Annotated in this window: 14 protein-coding genes and 1 pseudogene; 9 read left to right on the top strand and 6 right to left on the bottom strand. The window is 49.6% G+C overall.

Annotated elements, in window-relative coordinates:
* Window positions 1-28: 28 nt before the first annotated feature.
* Window positions 29-811: a helix-turn-helix transcriptional regulator gene (locus ABVM99_RS00415; protein ID WP_023194849.1), complete on the bottom strand. Its 783-nt coding sequence runs from the start codon at window positions 809-811 to the stop codon at window positions 29-31.
* A 324-nt stretch (window positions 812-1,135) separates the two neighbouring features.
* Between ABVM99_RS00415 and ABVM99_RS00410 the strand changes: the two genes are divergently transcribed.
* The 7 genes and pseudogenes from ABVM99_RS00410 to ABVM99_RS00380 all read left to right on the top strand — a co-directional run bounded on the left by ABVM99_RS00410 (window position 1,136) and on the right by ABVM99_RS00380 (window position 7,891).
* Entirely contained in the window at window positions 1,136-2,059 is a 924-nt protein-coding gene (locus tag ABVM99_RS00410; RefSeq protein ID WP_052938176.1) for a LysR substrate-binding domain-containing protein, read from the top strand.
* 360 nt (window positions 2,060-2,419) lie between these two features.
* A pseudogene (locus ABVM99_RS00405) lies at window positions 2,420-4,849 on the top strand (DMSO/selenate family reductase complex A subunit).
* 10 nt (window positions 4,850-4,859) lie between these two features.
* A complete protein-coding gene (locus ABVM99_RS00400; RefSeq protein ID WP_023182218.1) occupies window positions 4,860-5,477 on the top strand; it encodes a DMSO/selenate family reductase complex B subunit in 618 nt (205 codons plus the stop codon).
* 1 nt (window position 5,478) lies between these two features.
* Window positions 5,479-6,336 (top strand): dimethyl sulfoxide reductase anchor subunit family protein, encoded by an 858-nt coding sequence (locus ABVM99_RS00395; protein WP_023195240.1) that lies wholly within the window; start codon window positions 5,479-5,481, stop codon window positions 6,334-6,336.
* Between the two features lie 41 nt (window positions 6,337-6,377).
* Entirely contained in the window at window positions 6,378-6,992 is a 615-nt protein-coding gene (gene dmsD, locus ABVM99_RS00390) for a Tat proofreading chaperone DmsD (protein ID WP_023195241.1), read from the top strand.
* Between the two features lie 238 nt (window positions 6,993-7,230).
* Window positions 7,231-7,512: a hypothetical protein gene (locus ABVM99_RS00385; protein WP_000323820.1), complete on the top strand. Its 282-nt coding sequence runs from the start codon at window positions 7,231-7,233 to the stop codon at window positions 7,510-7,512.
* 34 nt (window positions 7,513-7,546) lie between these two features.
* Window positions 7,547-7,891: a carboxymuconolactone decarboxylase family protein gene (locus ABVM99_RS00380; RefSeq protein WP_000950636.1), complete on the top strand. Its 345-nt coding sequence runs from the start codon at window positions 7,547-7,549 to the stop codon at window positions 7,889-7,891.
* A 219-nt stretch (window positions 7,892-8,110) separates the two neighbouring features.
* Here the strand turns inward: ABVM99_RS00380 and ABVM99_RS00375 are convergent, their stop codons facing one another.
* Entirely contained in the window at window positions 8,111-9,724 is a 1,614-nt protein-coding gene (locus tag ABVM99_RS00375) for an ABC transporter substrate-binding protein (RefSeq protein ID WP_001216563.1), read from the bottom strand.
* 189 nt (window positions 9,725-9,913) lie between these two features.
* Between ABVM99_RS00375 and mpaA the strand changes: the two genes are divergently transcribed.
* Window positions 9,914-10,642, top strand: a complete 729-nt coding sequence (gene mpaA, locus ABVM99_RS00370; protein ID WP_000219107.1) for a murein tripeptide amidase MpaA — start codon at window positions 9,914-9,916, stop codon at window positions 10,640-10,642.
* On the opposite strand, the gene ycjG is transcribed toward mpaA, so the two are convergent.
* Entirely contained in the window at window positions 10,617-11,582 is a 966-nt protein-coding gene (gene ycjG / locus ABVM99_RS00365; RefSeq protein ID WP_001258073.1) for an L-Ala-D/L-Glu epimerase, read from the bottom strand. The two genes, mpaA and ycjG, sit on opposite strands and share 26 nt — an antisense overlap.
* A gap of 115 nt (window positions 11,583-11,697) precedes the next feature.
* Between ycjG and tpx the strand changes: the two genes are divergently transcribed.
* A complete protein-coding gene (gene tpx, locus ABVM99_RS00360; protein WP_000084401.1) occupies window positions 11,698-12,204 on the top strand; it encodes a thiol peroxidase in 507 nt (168 codons plus the stop codon).
* Between the two features lie 88 nt (window positions 12,205-12,292).
* Here the strand turns inward: tpx and tyrR are convergent, their stop codons facing one another.
* From tyrR to ABVM99_RS00345, 3 genes are all read right to left on the bottom strand, one after another.
* Entirely contained in the window at window positions 12,293-13,834 is a 1,542-nt protein-coding gene (gene tyrR, locus ABVM99_RS00355) for a transcriptional regulator TyrR (RefSeq protein WP_023195725.1), read from the bottom strand.
* A gap of 147 nt (window positions 13,835-13,981) precedes the next feature.
* Window positions 13,982-15,043, bottom strand: coding sequence for a YcjF family protein (locus tag ABVM99_RS00350; protein WP_023195726.1), 1,062 nt, complete (start codon window positions 15,041-15,043; stop codon window positions 13,982-13,984).
* A complete protein-coding gene (locus ABVM99_RS00345; protein ID WP_000825860.1) occupies window positions 15,040-16,437 on the bottom strand; it encodes a YcjX family protein in 1,398 nt (465 codons plus the stop codon). The genes ABVM99_RS00350 and ABVM99_RS00345 overlap by 4 nt, the downstream gene beginning before the upstream one ends.
* Window positions 16,438-16,446: the final 9 nt, after the last annotated feature.

The following is a 16,446-nucleotide window of genomic DNA, read 5'->3' as shown; positions in this document are numbered from 1 at the left end:
TGAGGTAAGTCACATTTATAAAATAAAACTAATACCTTCTCTTCATATAATCCAGAGGAGCATGTCCCATAGTAAGATGAAATGCATAAACAAATGCAGAACTCGAGCTATATCCTAAGTCTATAGCTATTTCTGTTACTCCTTTACCACAGTCGAGTAACTCAATAGCTTTCATTAATCGCAGGCGTTTTTTCCAGGAACGTAAACTCATTCCTGTTTCGATAGTAAAACGTCTTGATAATGTACGCCCCGACATTCCCAGTTCATGGCACCATTCTTCCTGTGATCGTGTATCCGACGGGTTTTCGCATAATGATTCACATATTTTTACCAATGATCGATTTTGAGGCCAGGGTAAAATAAATTGAGCGCTACGAACATTTCCCAGATGGTATAAAATTAACTGTATTAGTTTCTCTATATAAACTTCATCATTTATTCTTCTGTCTGATATTTCTAAGATAAGCGCCTTAAGGAATGGGGAAACATCAAAAATGGTAGGTTCCGACATGTCAAATTGATTATGAGCATCGTTAGCTATCCATAAGCTATTAAAATAAGCCCCTTGTGATGAGCCGACCTGATGTTGAGTTCCCGCAGGCAACCAGACAGCCTGTAATTTCGGCGAAATCAAAAATGATTGTTCAATTGTTTTAACCATTAAATCACCTGCTGTTGCATAAACGACCTGATGCCATTTATGCTTATGCTCAGGAAAACAATGAGCTGCAGGTATAAATTCTTTCCGTATGGCTAACGGATTCGGAGGAGCGGTGATATGGTGCGCTATATTCAGTGAAGTCCATTCCATAATATCGCCTAAAATATAAAATTATTACATTAAATATACTGTCACTGTTAATGAATGAACACCAATGAAAAAATATTTCAACATCAAATAGAATAAATTCCTTGACGGAGCAAAAAAAACACGCTAAAGAGATTTTTGTATCGGCATCACTGATGCCAGAAAAAATCATCATAAACAAAGAAATAAATCATCAGCTTATTATCTTATTCAAGATAAGCAAAACAACGTTTATCCGGTTCCGCATGAGTATTTACATTGAAAATTGAGGAAGAAAATCTATCTCGATCACGTATACTAGTTCCATTGTATGAGATGGAGAATAAAATGCGTTCGCTTAATCGCTTGAAATGGCTGCACGCTTTTGAAGCAACTGCGCGTCATGGTAGCTTCACAGGTGCAGCCAAAGAGCTAGGCGTCACCCCGGCAGCCGTAGGACAACTGGTTCGGGCACTTGAAGACTGGGTAGGCCACCCCCTTTTACACCGTACACGTTCTGGTAAAGAAAGGCTCACGCTCGTGACTGAGGCTCAGGATGCGCTAAAAGAGATCACTCAAGGGCTCGATAGCCTTGAGTCAGGACTTAATAAACTGCGCGGTCGTCAGGCTCGATCCGTCGTCATTCTCACGGCCTCACAAGTTCTGGTGATGAACTGGTTAATGGAAAAATTAAATCGTTTTTCCGAAACGCATCAAAATATCGAGCTACGCCTGAATGTGACGGAAAAACTCATGGATGTGGCTCACGGAGAGGCAGATATTGGTGTTCGTTGTGGCAAAGGAGACTGGTCGGGGGTAAATAAGACATGGTTAATGGATGAGGAAGCTGTTCTGGTATGCAGCCCACGCATTGTACCGCCTGAGAAAATTACGTGCGGCGAATGGCTGGCAGAACAAAAACTCATCCATGATGATACCCTGCACCCTGGTGCAAATTTTCCTTCATGGGAAGAAGTCTTAGCCGCAACGCAAGCTCCAGCTACGCGTTATACAGGATTGCATATTAACTCTACCTCAGCGGTTATTATGGCTACGCTTAGCGGCCAGGGTGTAGCAATTGTCCGCCGTGCGCTGGTTGAACAGTTAATTGCCACAGGACAACTGATACAACTTCATCCAAATATACGCTGGCTGCTAACATGGTCCTATTACATTGTTACACCACAAAAAGCAGTGATGCGTCCTGAAGTAAAAGTTTTTCATGACTGGTTAATTAATGATATTTTGATTAAAAATAGCCCAACCTCCTGAATTTCAGGAGGTCATCCTTTTAATTTTAGTGACTAAAGCCATCAAAGGCTATTTTTCATACACTTAAGATAGAAAATCTTTACTGCTACTAAAGTTTATCTCCCTTGCCCGTGCCATTATCCACTTCGATAATATCCACAATGAAGTAAAGGGTTCGTTTTCAGAATAGAGAAAAATTTGAATTTTACTCGTCAGGTAAATAGCTCAAACTTTCTTCGCCCTTAACTCAAATAGATTATATAAAAACCAGCCTAATGTTAATTAATATCATTCATTATTACACAAAAATGAATATTGATATTTTAACACTGGCTATTTTTGTATGCTTTTCAAACAATGTCATAATAACAGGTGAACGTAATGGATCGTTGCGAGGAAGAACGGTTAATCAAAGTTCCTGTCTCCCGGAGAAAGCTAATTCAGGCTGGGGCAACAACAGGACTAATGGCCGCAGTGGGAGGATTATCATTACCATTCAGTTTCACAAGTCAAGCCGCGAACAAAACCGCTATCGTCGAAGATAAGGCCGTCTGGAGTTCCTGCACAGTAAACTGTGGAAGTCGCTGCCTGCTTTGATTGCATGTAAAAGATGATTCTGTTTATTGGGTAGAATCTGATACCACAGGCAACGATGAGTACGGAAACCATCAGGTCCGGGCCTGCCTTCGTGGATGCTCCATTCGCCGTCGTATGAATCATCCTGATCGATTGAAATATCCCATGAAACGCGTTGGTAAGCGTGGTGAAGGTAAATTTGAGCGGATATCCTGGGATGAAGCACTGGATACTATCGCGGATAATCTGAAACGAATTATTGCAAACTATGGCAATGAAGCAGTACATGTTATTTACGCCACAGGTGTCGCTGGCGGAAATATTACTAAATCATCAATGCCCTTCCGCCTGATGAATTCCTGCGGTGGCTTTTTAGGTCGTTACGGTACCTATAGTACTGCACAAATCACAGCGGGCATGAATTATCTCTATGGTGGCAGAAGCGGAAACAGCCCGGATGATATCGCTAATACTAAATTGGTTGTAATGTTCGGAAACAATCCAGCCGAAACACGTATGAGCGGCGGTGGTGTTACCTATTATGTTGAACAAGCGCGCGAACGCTCCAATGCGCGGATGATCGTTATCGATCCTCGCTACAACGATACCGCAGCCGGACGAGAAGATGAATGGTTACCCATTCGTCCTGGAACGGACGCCGCCTTAGCTGCAGCACTTGCCTGGGTTCTCATCACCGAAGATATGGTCGATAAACCTTTTCTTGATAAATATTGTGTAGGCTATGACGAGGTTACGTTACCAGCAAGCGCACCAAAAAATGGTCATTATAAAGCTTATATACTCGGCGACGGTCCGGATGGTATAGCAAAAACACCTGAGTGGGCAGCTCAAATCACAGGTATTCCGACAGACAAAATTATTAAGCTGGCGCGTGAGATCGGCCAGGCGAAACCAGCCTATATTTGCCAGGGATGGGGGCCACAGCGTCAATCAAACGGAGAACAAACGTCAAGAGCCATTGCAATGCTCGCCATTTTGACCGGCAATGTCGGTATTTCTGGCGGCAACTCTGGCGATCGAGAAGGCACCTTTGATCTCGGTGTTGAAATGTTTTCCCCTCTAAAAAATCCTGTTAAAACTGAAATATCCTCCTTTACCTGGACCGAAGCTATTGAGCGCGGAACTGAAATGACCTCTACTCGTGATGGCGTACGAGGTAAAGACAAACTAGATGTGCCAATAAAATTCATGTGGTGCTACGCCAGCAACACGCTGATAAATCAGAACAGCAATATTAGTCGCACACATGATATTTTGCAGGATGAAAATAAGTGCGAAATGATTGTCTGCATTGACCATTTCATGACTGCCTCAGCAAAATATAGCGATATTTTACTCCCTGACCTGATGCCTACTGAGCAGGAAGATCTTATCCCGCATGAAGAGGCCGGGAATATGGCATATGTTATTCTGGGACAACCATCAACATCGCCAAAATTTGAACGCAAGCCTATTTACTGGACAATGAGTGAAATAGCAAAACGTCTTGGACCTGATGTTTACCAGACTTTTACCGAAGGCCGTACACAACATGAATGGGTTCAATATCTTTGCGCCAAAACGAAAGAACGTCATCCCGATATGCCGGATTATGAAGAGATGAAAACGGCAGGTATTTATAAACTTAAATGTCCGGATGAGCATGTTGTCGCATATAAGGATTTTCGCAAAAATCCTATTGCCAATCCCCTTAAAACACCATCGGGAAAAATAGAAATCTATTCTGAACGACTGGCCAATATCGCAAAAACATGGGAACTGAAGCCTGATGAAGTCATCGATCCTTTACCCATTTACACTCCAGGCTTTAATGGCTGGGAAGATCCAGCCCGTCGCGAGTATCCATTGCAAATGACCGGGTTCCACTTTAAAGGCCGCGTGCATTCCAGCTACGGCAATATTGATGTTCTGAAACAGGCCTGCCGACAGGAGATTTGGATAAACCCCATTGATGCCCGGGATCGCGGAATCAAAAACGGAGACACCGTTCGGGTATTTAATCAGTATGGCCAGACGTTGATTCCCGCAAAAGTCACACCACGTATCATGCCTGGCGTTACTGCTATGGGCGAGGGAATGTGGCTGAATGCCGATATGTTTGGTGACAAAGTCGACCACGGTGGCTCAATTAACATTCTGACAACACATCGCACTTCACCGCTGGCAAAAGCTAATCCTTCGCACAGTAATCTCGTTCAGGTCGAAAAGGTATAAGGAGTAACCGATGACAACCCAGTATGGATTTTTTATTGATTCCAGCCGTTGCACCGGTTGTAAAACCTGCGAACTGGCCTGCAAAGACTACAAAGATTTGACCCCGGATGTCAGCTTCCGCCGCATTTATGAGTATGCGGGTGGTGACTGGCAGGAGAATAACGGCGTCTGGCATCAGAATGTCTTTGCCTATTATCTCTCCATTTCGTGCAACCATTGTGCCGACCCGGCATGTACCAAAGTCTGTCCGAGCGGAGCAATGCACAAAAGGGAAGATGGTTTTGTCGTGGTGAATGAGGAGGTCTGTATTGGCTGTCGCTATTGCCATATGGCCTGTCCATATGGCGCGCCACAGTACAACGCGGCCAAAGGTCATATGACCAAGTGCGACGGCTGTTACGACCGGGTGGCGGAAGGCAAAAAACCTATCTGCGTCGAATCCTGTCCGCTGCGAGCGCTGGACTTTGGTCCTATCGACGAGCTGCGCAAAAAACATGGCGATCTGGCGGCGGTAGCGCCATTGCCGGGTGCGCACTTCACCAAACCGAGCATAGTGATTAAACCCAATGCCAATGCACGTCCGTGTGGCGATACCACTGGCTATCTGGCCAATCCGAAGGAGGTGTAAAATGGGAAATGGATGGCATGAATGGCCGCTGGTACTGTTTACGGTACTGGGACAGTGTGTCGCGGGTGCGCTGGTTGTCAGCGGACTTGGTTGGCTGGCGGAAAAAAACGATCCGCCCGCCAGGCAGCGTATTGTACGCGGTATGTTTTTTCTTTGGGTGGTGATGGGGCTGGGCTTTCTGGCGTCAATCATGCATCTGGGTTCACCCATGCGGGCGTTCAACTCGCTCAACCGCGTCGGCGCGTCCGGATTAAGTAATGAAATTGCCGCAGGGTCGATCTTTTTCGCTGTCGGCGGTTTCTGGTGGCTGGTGGCCGTTCTGGGGAAAATGCCAGAAACGCTTGGTAAACTCTGGCTGCTGATCAGTATGGTGCTCGGTATCATCTTCATCCTGGCGATGACCCGCGTTTATCAGATTGAAACCGTCCCCACCTGGTATACTGGCTATACGACTCTCGCCTTTTTTCTGACTGCATTCCTCGGCGGCCCACTGTTTGCCGCACTCCTGTTCCAGGCATCCAGAGTCCCCTTTAACAGCACGATATTTTCCAGCATCAGCTTACTTGCTCTATTGGTCTGTATTGCTGTCATCGCGTTACAGGGTAAGGCTCTGGCCAGCATTCATAGCTCAGTACAGCAGGCCAGCAGTCTGATACCGGATTATGCTGTATTGCAGGTCTGCCGTGTGGCACTTCTTGTCATCGGCCTGGGCTGCTGGATCTGCCCATTGGTACGTCGCAAAGAGCCACATATTGTTGGGTTACTACTGGGCCTTATCCTGGTGCTTGGCGGCGAAATTTTAGGCCGCGGCCTGTTTTATGGGCTACATATGACTGTCGGTATGGCAGTGGCAGGTTAACAAATTAGTGCGGGGGAACCCGCACTTTACGGAATGGTTTTATGACTGATTTCACACAATGTGACAATTTTTCCATGACGGCACGCGTACTGGGCGCCCTCTTTTACTTTGCGCCAGAGAGTGCTGAAGCCTCTCCGCTGGTTTCAGCATTCACATCTGATGAATGGCAAACACAATGGCCGCTGCCGTCGGAGGAGTTGCCTCAACTGGCAAGAATGTTTAAAGATGGCGGCGATGACTCTCTTACTGAGTCCTTTCAGCGTTTATTTATCGGGCCTTATGCCTTACCGTCACCGCCATGGGGCTCCGTCTGGCTGGATCGTGAGAACGTTTTATTTGGTGAATCCACACTGGCGCTGCGCCAGTGGATGCGGGAGAACAGTATTCAGTTCGAGATGCAGCAAAATGAGCCAGAAGATCACTTTGGTTCTTTATTACTGATGGCGGCCTGGCTTGCAGAGCAGCGTCGACACAGCGAATGTGAACAGTTACTGGCATGGCATCTGTTCCCATGGTCATCCCGTTTCCTCGGGGTGTTCATTGAGAATGCCGGACATCCTTTTTATCTGGCTTTGGGAAAACTGGCGAGTTTAACACTGGTAAAGTGGCAAACCATGTTATCAATCAATACTAAAAACCTACCCCTCCACCGCTAATATTGCCTATACAGGGGGCTTTATTCAAAACAAATATTCTAATGAGGCCTCCATATTCCAGACTCACCCAGATGAATTAAGTCCTCGTCAGGACAATACACAACATAGAAAATCTTCTCCGCCACACAAGAATATGTGATTTGTTAGATCAGACGGTCATGTTGATAATTCCCCTACTGTCATTCGTCAATGACTGTGAATACTTTGCTTATCTCGGTCCCTTTTGAAGGAGAATACTATGGCTTACTTACAAATCACCCTGAATATCAGCAACCACAACCGCCCTGCCGCAGCAAATGTTTATCAAAAATATAAAGCGCCATTTTTAAATACCATTGCCGGAGCGACCTCAAAAGAATTGCTTATTCGGGATGAAGACGTGCAAGTTTTACATGGCTTTGAAACTACTGCTCAAGCGCAGGCGTATCTTACCAGTGAATTATTTACAAAAGACGTTGTGGAAGAATTGAAGCCTTTTCTGAACCAGGCACCAGATATTCGCATTTATTATGTGATCTGAATACACAATCCTCTAATATAAAACAGGAACAGATATGCTTTCAAACTGGAATGAGTATCGTAGTGGCCTGCTGGCTGCCATTGGTAAATTTGCCACATTGCAGCCGGAGTTCATGAAAGGCTTTCAGCAAATGGACAAGGGGACTTTAGAAAATGGGCATCTGGATCCCAAAACACAGGAATTGATTGCGCTGGCCGTGGCGGTTACTACCCGTTGCGATGGTTGTCTGGCAGTGCACGTCGATGCGGCCGTGAAACATGGCGCAACCCGGGAAGAGATTTCTGAAGCATTGTCCGTGGCTATAAAAATGAACACTGGGGCAGCCCTCACCTACACAGCACGCGCACTGGATGTGTACGACAACCTGCCGAATAAATAACGGTATCTCTGCTCTAAGCTACCGCCATTTTAGGGGAAATGGATGGTACTATCCGTAATTTAGTGCAACCGTTTTTCCTTGAATACGCCAGTAATACTGTCAGGAAAGTACAGTTTCAACTTTAGCAGGAGATGGTCAGAAGAAGAAACTGGCGCTGCAAGCCGCGCCAGTTCTGAGTTTGGCAGTGGTTACCTTTCATCAAAAGGTAACCAGTACGCATCAGTGCTTCACGATATACATTGTACGGCTATAGGCCACATCTTCCGGGTTAGTAATGGGGTATCCCTTTACCCACGGTTTAATTAACCGGCCATTGGTATACTGATAAATAGGCGCTATAGGCGCTTGTTCCGTTAAAATTTTCTCCGCTGCATTGTAATCCGCGTTACGCGCTTCGGCGGTATTTTCCATCGTCGCTTGCGTCAGGATTTTGTCATAAGTCGGATTAGTAAAGCGTGAAATATTCCCCGTATGCGTGGACGTTAATAAGGATAAGAAAGTCGACGGTTCGTTGTAATCACCCACCCAGGAGGCGCGAATAACATCAAAATTACCGGTATTCCGGCTGTCGATATACGTTTTCCACTCCTGGTTTTGCAATTTCACATCCACCCCCAGATTTTTCTTCCACATTGACGCCACCGCAATCGCGATTTTCTGATGGTTTTCTGAGGTATTGTAAAGCAGAGTTAATTTAAGCGGCTTCTGCGATCCGTAGCCTGCTGCACGCAGCAATGTTTTCGCCTGGGCGTTAAGTTCTTCCTGGCTCATTTGTTCAAACGGTGAAGGATCGGGCTTAAATCCTGCCGTGACATCCGGTGTAAAATGCCAGGCCGGTTTTTCACCGGTACCTAAGACTTTTTCCGCCATCAAACGGCGATCAATGGTCATACTTAGCGCCAGACGAACGCGGGAATCCGCCGTCGGCCCTTTCTGCGTGTTAAACGCATAATAATAAGTCCCTAATTGCGGCGGCGTATAAACTTGCCCTGGAATATCCTTCAATAATTTCTGGTACATATTTTTAGGGAAAGATTCGGTGATATCAATATCACCGGCAAGGTAACGTTTCGTCGCAGCCGATTCCTGGTTAATGGGTAAAAATGTTACTTTTTGCAGTACCGTTTTCGCGTTATCCCAGTAATGCGTATTAGGCACGACCACCAGTTTTTCATTTACCACGCGCTCTTTAAGCACATACGCGCCATTGCCAATCAGTTTTCCCGGCTTCATCCAGTCTTTGCCGCTTTCGACATTCGCTTTTTGGACCGGATAAAAGGCAAAACTGGCGGTCAGACTGGCAAACCAGGGCAACGGCTTGTCAAGCTGAACACGCAAAGTGTGCGCGTCCACGGCACTAACGCCAAGCTGATCCGGCGTGACTTTACCGTCGATAATGGCTTGCGCATTAGTGATGCCAGCCAGAGCGGCAAACCAGGCGAAGGGGGAAAGCGTTTTGGGATCAACCAGGCGTTGCCAGCTATAGACAAAATCCTGGGCGGTCACCGGCGTTCCATCGGCCCATTGCGCATTATCCCGCAACGTAAACGTCCAGATACGATTATCATTGCTCTTCCACTGGCTGGCGACGCCAGGGATAATTTCACCCTTTTCGTTCTGGTTAACCAGCCCTTCAAACAGATCGCGGATCACCTGAATTTCAGGCAGCCCAACGGCTTTCGCTGGATCTAACGAAGCGGGCTCATCTTTGATATGACGCACCAGTTCTTGTTTCTCTGCCAGTACCGTTCCGCCGGGAACATCCGCAGCATATGCCAGGGAAAAGCTGCTAACCAACAGCGCACAACAGGTTACTGAAACAGAATGCCTCATAGAAGTTCCTCAAAGATGAGTTAAATGACAACGTAATTATTTGTTTCAGCAGAAAGAAATGCAATTATCTTCCGCCAGAAAGTTGATATCGCGCCATACAAGAGGGTAAATAGAAACCATTTGATAATCGGCGGGTTTTACACAACACTACGATGATTACCCTACTGGTCTCAGCTTCGGGAAACGCGTATGACTGTCACCCGCCCCCGTGCCGAGCGCGGCGCATTTCCGCCAGGCACTGAACATTATGGACGTTCGCTACTAGGCGCGCCGCTAATCTGGTTTCCGGCGCCTGCCGCCAATCGCGAAAGCGGTCTGATACTGGCTGGCACCCACGGGGATGAAACCTCATCCGTGGTGACGCTCTCCTGTGCGTTACGCACCTTAAATCCGTCCCTTCGCCGTCATCATGTCGTACTTGCCGTTAATCCTGATGGCTGTCAACTGGGGTTAAGGGCAAATGCGAATGGCATTGATCTAAACCGTAACTTTCCCGCCGCCAACTGGAAAGCGGGTGAGACAGTTTATCGCTGGAATAGCCGCGCGCAAGAGCGTGATGTCGTGCTGCTAACCGGCGACCATCCCGGCTCAGAACCGGAAACCCAGGCGCTTTGCCAGTTAATTCATCGACTCCAACCCGCCTGGGTCGTCTCTTTTCACGATCCGCTAGCCTGCATTGAAGATCCACGTCGCAGCGAGCTAGGCGAGTGGCTGGCCGATGCGTTTGCGTTGCCGCTGGTGACCAGCGTAGGTTACGAAACGCCCGGTTCGTTTGGCAGCTGGTGCGCCGACCTCAACCTGCACTGCATTACCGCCGAGTTTCCCCCTGTTTCCGCCGATGAAGCCAGCGAAAAATACTTGCTGGCGATGTCGAATCTGCTCCGCTGGCATCCTAAAGATGGAGTTGACCCGTCGTAAAGCGTAGCGCAGGCTCAACATCAACCGCCAGCCATGTTGGGCCATCAAGATCGGCGAAGCTCACCTGCGGCATAAGCGGCAGCGCGGCGCTAATCGCTCTTGATGTACAGAGCATACAGCCCAGCATCAGGCCGAATCCTTGCTCCCGCGCCTCCGTTGCCAGCGCCAGCGCCTCGGTCAGACCGCCGGTTTTATCCAGCTTAATGTTGATCATATCGTAGCGCCCCGTCAGGGCTTTCAGACTACTGCGAGTATGGCAGCTCTCATCTGCACAGATGGGCAACGGATGAATAAAATTTTCCAGGGCGGCGTCATCCTGCGCGGGCAGCGGTTGCTCCAGCATCGCGACATTCAGATCCGCCAGTAACTGGCAACGCGCCGCCAGCCCCTCCGGACGCCACGATTCATTGGCGTCCACAATGAGCGTCGCCTCCGGCACCGCCGAGCGGATCGCCACCATACGTTCGCTAATCAGACGAGCATCAAGTTTGATTTTCAGCAACGTCGCCCCTTTTTCCCATAGTGCCGCCGCACTGGCAGCCATCTGTTCCGGCGTGCCTATCACTACCGTTTGCGCGGTAGTAAAAACCGGGGCCAGCGTCACGCCGAGCAGCCCGGCAAGGCTTTGCTGCCGCTGGCGGGCCTGCAAATCCCATAAGGCGCTATCCACCGCGTTGCGCGCCGCGCCTGCCGGCAACAGTTTCTGCAATGCTTCGCGAGTCAGCCCGTTTTCCAACTGAGGCACAATACTCATGATTTGCGCCATGACCGAGGCATCACTTTCACCATAACGTGGATATGGCGTACATTCCCCGATGCCTTTTACGCCCTCTTCTTCCAGTTCGACAACGACAACATGCGCTTCGCTTCGGCTACCACGCGCAATAACAAAAGGCGTATGTAACGGCCAGGTTTCCTCATATACCTTAACAGATCTCATCTCTTCCCCTCTGATAGCGCCGGACGCGGCTTGCTACAAATAGTATTTGCCGTGTTAATGAATAATGACTTAAACTGGATTTCGACGTTAACTATAAGTAAATAGGAACATAATTATGTCACAGACTGTACATTTCCAGGGTAACCCGGTCACCGTTGCCAACGTTATTCCGCAGGCTGGTAGCAAAGCACAGGCTTTTACTCTTGTCGCAAAAGATTTGTCTGACGTTTCCCTCAGCCAATATGCAGGCAAACGCAAAGTGCTGAATATTTTCCCAAGCATTGATACTGGCGTATGCGCCGCATCAGTTCGTAAGTTTAATCAACTGGCCACAGAAGTGGAGAATACCGTCGTATTGTGCGTTTCTGCTGACCTGCCTTTTGCACAGTCGCGTTTTTGCGGCGCGGAAGGCCTGAGCAACGTTATTACGCTTTCCACTCTGCGTAATAACGAGTTTCTGAAAAACTACGGCGTCGAAATCGTTGACGGCCCGCTGAAAGGTTTGGCGGCGCGCGCAGTCATCGTGCTTGACGAAAACGACAACGTTATTTTCAGCCAGTTGGTGGATGAAATCACCCACGAGCCGGATTACGACGCCGCGCTTAATGTCCTGAAGGCATAAGCCAGCGCCTGCTGGCGCTACGTTTGTCAGTGCTACAGGCGGTGCTCTTTTGTCACAAGAAGGCCTCTATCCGGAGGCCTTCTTTTTTCTACTCTTCACCCTTCTTCTGGCTCAGACCATATTCACGCAGCTTATTAGCAATCGCGGTGTGCGATACCCCCAACCGTTTCGCCAGTTTACGCGTACTCGGATAGCTACGATAAAGCTGGGTCAGGACAGAACGTTCAAAACGACTGGTAATGTCATCCAGCGAGCCTTCCATCGCATCCTCGCCGACTGCCACCGTCGCGGCATCGTAGTCAGGCAGCAGGATATCCTGCGGACGCAGCTCATACCCTTCCAGTTGCGTCAGCGCCCGGTAAATCGCATTTTTAAGCTGGCGAACGTTACCCGGCCAGCCGTAACGAGTGAGGACCGTACTCAGATCGGCAGACAGTTTCGGTCGCGGAACGCCCTGTTCGTCGGCAAAACGCGCCACGAACAGTTCGGTCAACGGCATAATATCCTGCGGGCAATCGCGCAACGGCGGCAAATTAAGCGTCAGAACGTTAAGTCGATAATAGAGATCTTCGCGGAACAGTCCTTTTTGCACCAGCTCCACCAGATTTTTCTGCGTGGCGCAGATAACGCGGACATCAACATGAATTTCGTGATCTTCGCCGACGCGACGGAACGTACCATCGTTGAGAAAACGCAGCAGCTTCGCCTGCATACGCGGCGACATTTCGCCAATTTCATCCAGCAGCACCGAACCGCCATTCGCCTGTTCAAAAAAGCCTTTTTTACCTTCCGGCGCATGGCCAAATAGTTCGCTTTCTACCGCATCTTCCGGGATTGAAGCGCAGTTGAGCGCCAGATACGGCTTCGCTGAACGAGGGCTTGCCTGATGACAGGCATAGGCGAAAAGATCTTTGCCGGTTCCCGTATCGCCGGTAATCAGCAGCGGCGCGCTGAGCATCGCCAGTTTGCGCGCCTGCTCAACGACGTGCTTCATCTTTGCGCTCACGGCAATAATCTGACTAAACGCGCTCAGATCCTGCGTGGACAAATTCTGTAGCTGCTGCCCCATACGAATCGTGGAACGCAACATCAAGACCGCCCCGGTCAACACGTATTCGTCATTTTCGTTTTGTAAATGTACCGGCGTAATCTCCATCAGGAAGTTTTGCCCGTTGATCACGACATGTTCGTTATGGGAGCTTTGCGGGTTACCGTCCAGCCAGCGCTGAAAATTGAAGCCGTTGATTAATTGTGCGGCGGTATGGTGCCGCATTCGCTCCTGGCTCTGGGCAAAAAGCTGACAACTCGCCGGGTTTGCCATCTCCACTTTACTCTTCATATCCAATGAGAGCACCGGCTCCGGCAACGCCTCAAGCAGCGCGCTCAGGGCCAGATGTTCACGTTCGGACGGCATCCAGGGAACGGTACGGACATCCGTTACGCCGGAAATACGGCGGATTTCGGCCATCAGGCTGCTAAAGTCGGTGAATTCCAGCTCAGCAAAATTAAGATAAATTCGCCCAATGGGATCAATCTCGATTCCGCGTAAATCAATGCTACGTAACACCAGTAAATCAAGTAATTCGCGGGTCAGACCAAGTCGGTCTTCACAAAAGACTTCCAGACGCATGGGAACCTTCACCTGAATAATGAACCATTAAATAGATGATAAGCCACTATTCGGCTGGCAGGAAGGATTCTGTCAACAAATATTGACAGCATGACGGAAAAACGGGCGCTGCGGCGTAAAGCCAGGCAGTCAGCGCCCTGTGGAGGGTCATTTCTCAGGCGACGACTTACTCTTTTGCAGCGTCTCTTTTAGCTGACCGATAAGCTGACGACGAAAATCACCGAGACGTGGTTTATCGTTATCGATCCACGGCAATGGTCGACATAGCTCCATCGCTTTTATTCCCAGTCGAGCGGTAAGGAGGCCTGCGCCAATCCCCTGCGCCGCGCGCGTGGACAAGCGTGCGGCCAGATCCTGAGACATCCAGTCCATACCGACTTCACGCACCAGCTCACTGGCTCCCGCGAACGCGATATTCAGCAACACCAGACGGAACAGACGAAGGCGGCTGTAATAACCAAGTTCAATGCCATACAGCGTTGCGATGCGGTTAATCAGGCGTAAATTACGCCAGGCAATAAACGCCATATCCACCAACGCTAACGGGCTGACGGCGATCATCAGAGTCGATTCCGCGGCGAAACGGCTAATCTCACGTCGCGCCTGCGCGTCAAGTACCGGCTGTACCAGATGCGCATACAAACCGACGATTTCCCTGTCGTTTTGCGTTTCGTGAATAGCGGCATACCAACGTTGTAATGCCGGATGTGATTGATCAATCCCCGCCTGCTGCGCCAGTTTTTCGCAAAATGCGCGACCTTTCCCGACGCTATGGCTATGTAACAGTTCACGCGCTTCATCGCGTTCATGCGCCCGCTGGCGCAAGCGCCATAATCGCCGCCACTCCGTGACCACCGATCCCACGCCAGCGCCAACGATCAGCGCGCCTGCGGCACAGCCGCCTAAAGCGACCCAGTCCTGAGTTTGCCAGGCATTCATTGTCCACTGTACGCCTTGCCCGACCACGCTCGCGCCAAACAGCGCCAGTCCTCCCATCACCATTTTACGCCACAGGCTGCGTTTGGGGCGCAGCGCGGCATCGACCGCCGCTTCTGCCACGCCTTCGTCTTCCGGGCGCTCATCGATAGCTGCAGGCGCAAATGTACGCGACTCCGCTTCGCTGAAAGTTTGCTGCGCTTTGAAGGCCGACGTAGACTCCTCCTTTAGCGGTTCTGCAAAATCAATACGCGGTTTTAACGGTTCGCTCATCGCAGCTTATCTCCTATTAAAAACTCCAGCGCAGCGTCCAGACGAATATGCGGTAACGGTTTATCAACATCCATCACCTGCGGACGAAAAGCTTCGAACTGAAAACCCTGACTATCCCAAAACGCTTGCCCCGGCAAACGCGAAGGCACTTCGCCGGGGTACACGGTTAACGGCGCGCCGTCACTCAAACGGTTTCCACGTAAAGCCGGGATTTTTTCGCCGTTGACCTCAATCACGCCGCTGGTGGTCGCCTGTACCGACGCCAGCCCCAGGCAATCCATACTAATGCCTTCAAACGCGGCATTTTGCCAGGCATCCTGAATAAGCTGCTGGAGCAAGGCCACCATATTGGCATGTTGGTCGAGGGTGACATGGTCGGCTTTCGTCGCGGCGAACAGCAATTTATCAATCACCGGCGAAAACAAGCGGCGAAACAGAGTCCGCTGGCCATAGTGAAAACTTTGCATCAGCTGCGTTAAAGCGAGACGCATATCATTAAACGCCTGCGGCCCGCTATTAAGCGGTTGCAGACAGTCGACCAGCACAATCTGGCGATCAAAGCGTAGAAAATGATTTTTGTAGAACCCCTTGACCACTTTTTCGCAATAGTAGTTAAAGCGTTCGCGCAGCATTCCAGCGTTGGTCTGTTTATCCGCCTGCGCCAGTTTTGACTCGCCGAAGGCGTCCACATCCGGCCACGGGAAAAACTGCAACGCTGGCGCACCCGCCATATCGCCCGGCAAAACAAACCGTCCAGGTTGAATAAAATGCAATCCCTGCGATTTACACTGATGCAAATAATCCGTCCAGGCGGCGGCAATCTCCGCCAGCCGGTTTTCATCGGCGGGCGCCAGCGGATCGAGCCCGTCGCAAAGTTGCCGCCATTTTGCGGCCCACTCAGCGCGTTGCCCTTGCAACAAGCCGTTCATCTGACGGGACCAACTTAAATAATCCTGAGCCAGCATGGGCAGATCGAGTAACCATTCCCCTGGATAGTCCACAATCTCCAGATACAATGTCGAGGTATCTTTAAAATGGCGCAGCAGCGAGTCGTTTGAGCGATAGCGCAACGCCAGCCGAATCTCACTGACGCCGCGCGTCGGTGTGGGCCAGGCGGGAGGATTGCCATAAAGCTGAAGTATCCCCTCGTCGTAGGTAAAACGGGGAATACCAAAATCACGTTGAGGCACACGCTTTACACCAAGCAGGCGTTCTTCACGTACCGCGCTGAGCAACGGTAAGCGCGCGCCCGCGTGGACATTAAGCAACTGGTTAACCATCGCCGTGATAAACGCTGTTTTACCGCTGCGGCTCAACCCGGTTACGGCAAGACGCAAATGCCTGTCTACCCCACGATTGACCAGCGCGTTGAGTTCAGTTTTAAGTCGCTTCATTGACATCCT

The organism is Salmonella sp. SJTUF15591 (assembly GCF_043356435.1).
In the GTDB taxonomy this organism is placed as follows: domain Bacteria; phylum Pseudomonadota; class Gammaproteobacteria; order Enterobacterales; family Enterobacteriaceae; genus Salmonella; species Salmonella enterica.
The sequence above is the reverse complement of the archived record's forward strand: the minus strand, read 5'-3'. Positions and strand labels throughout refer to the sequence as shown.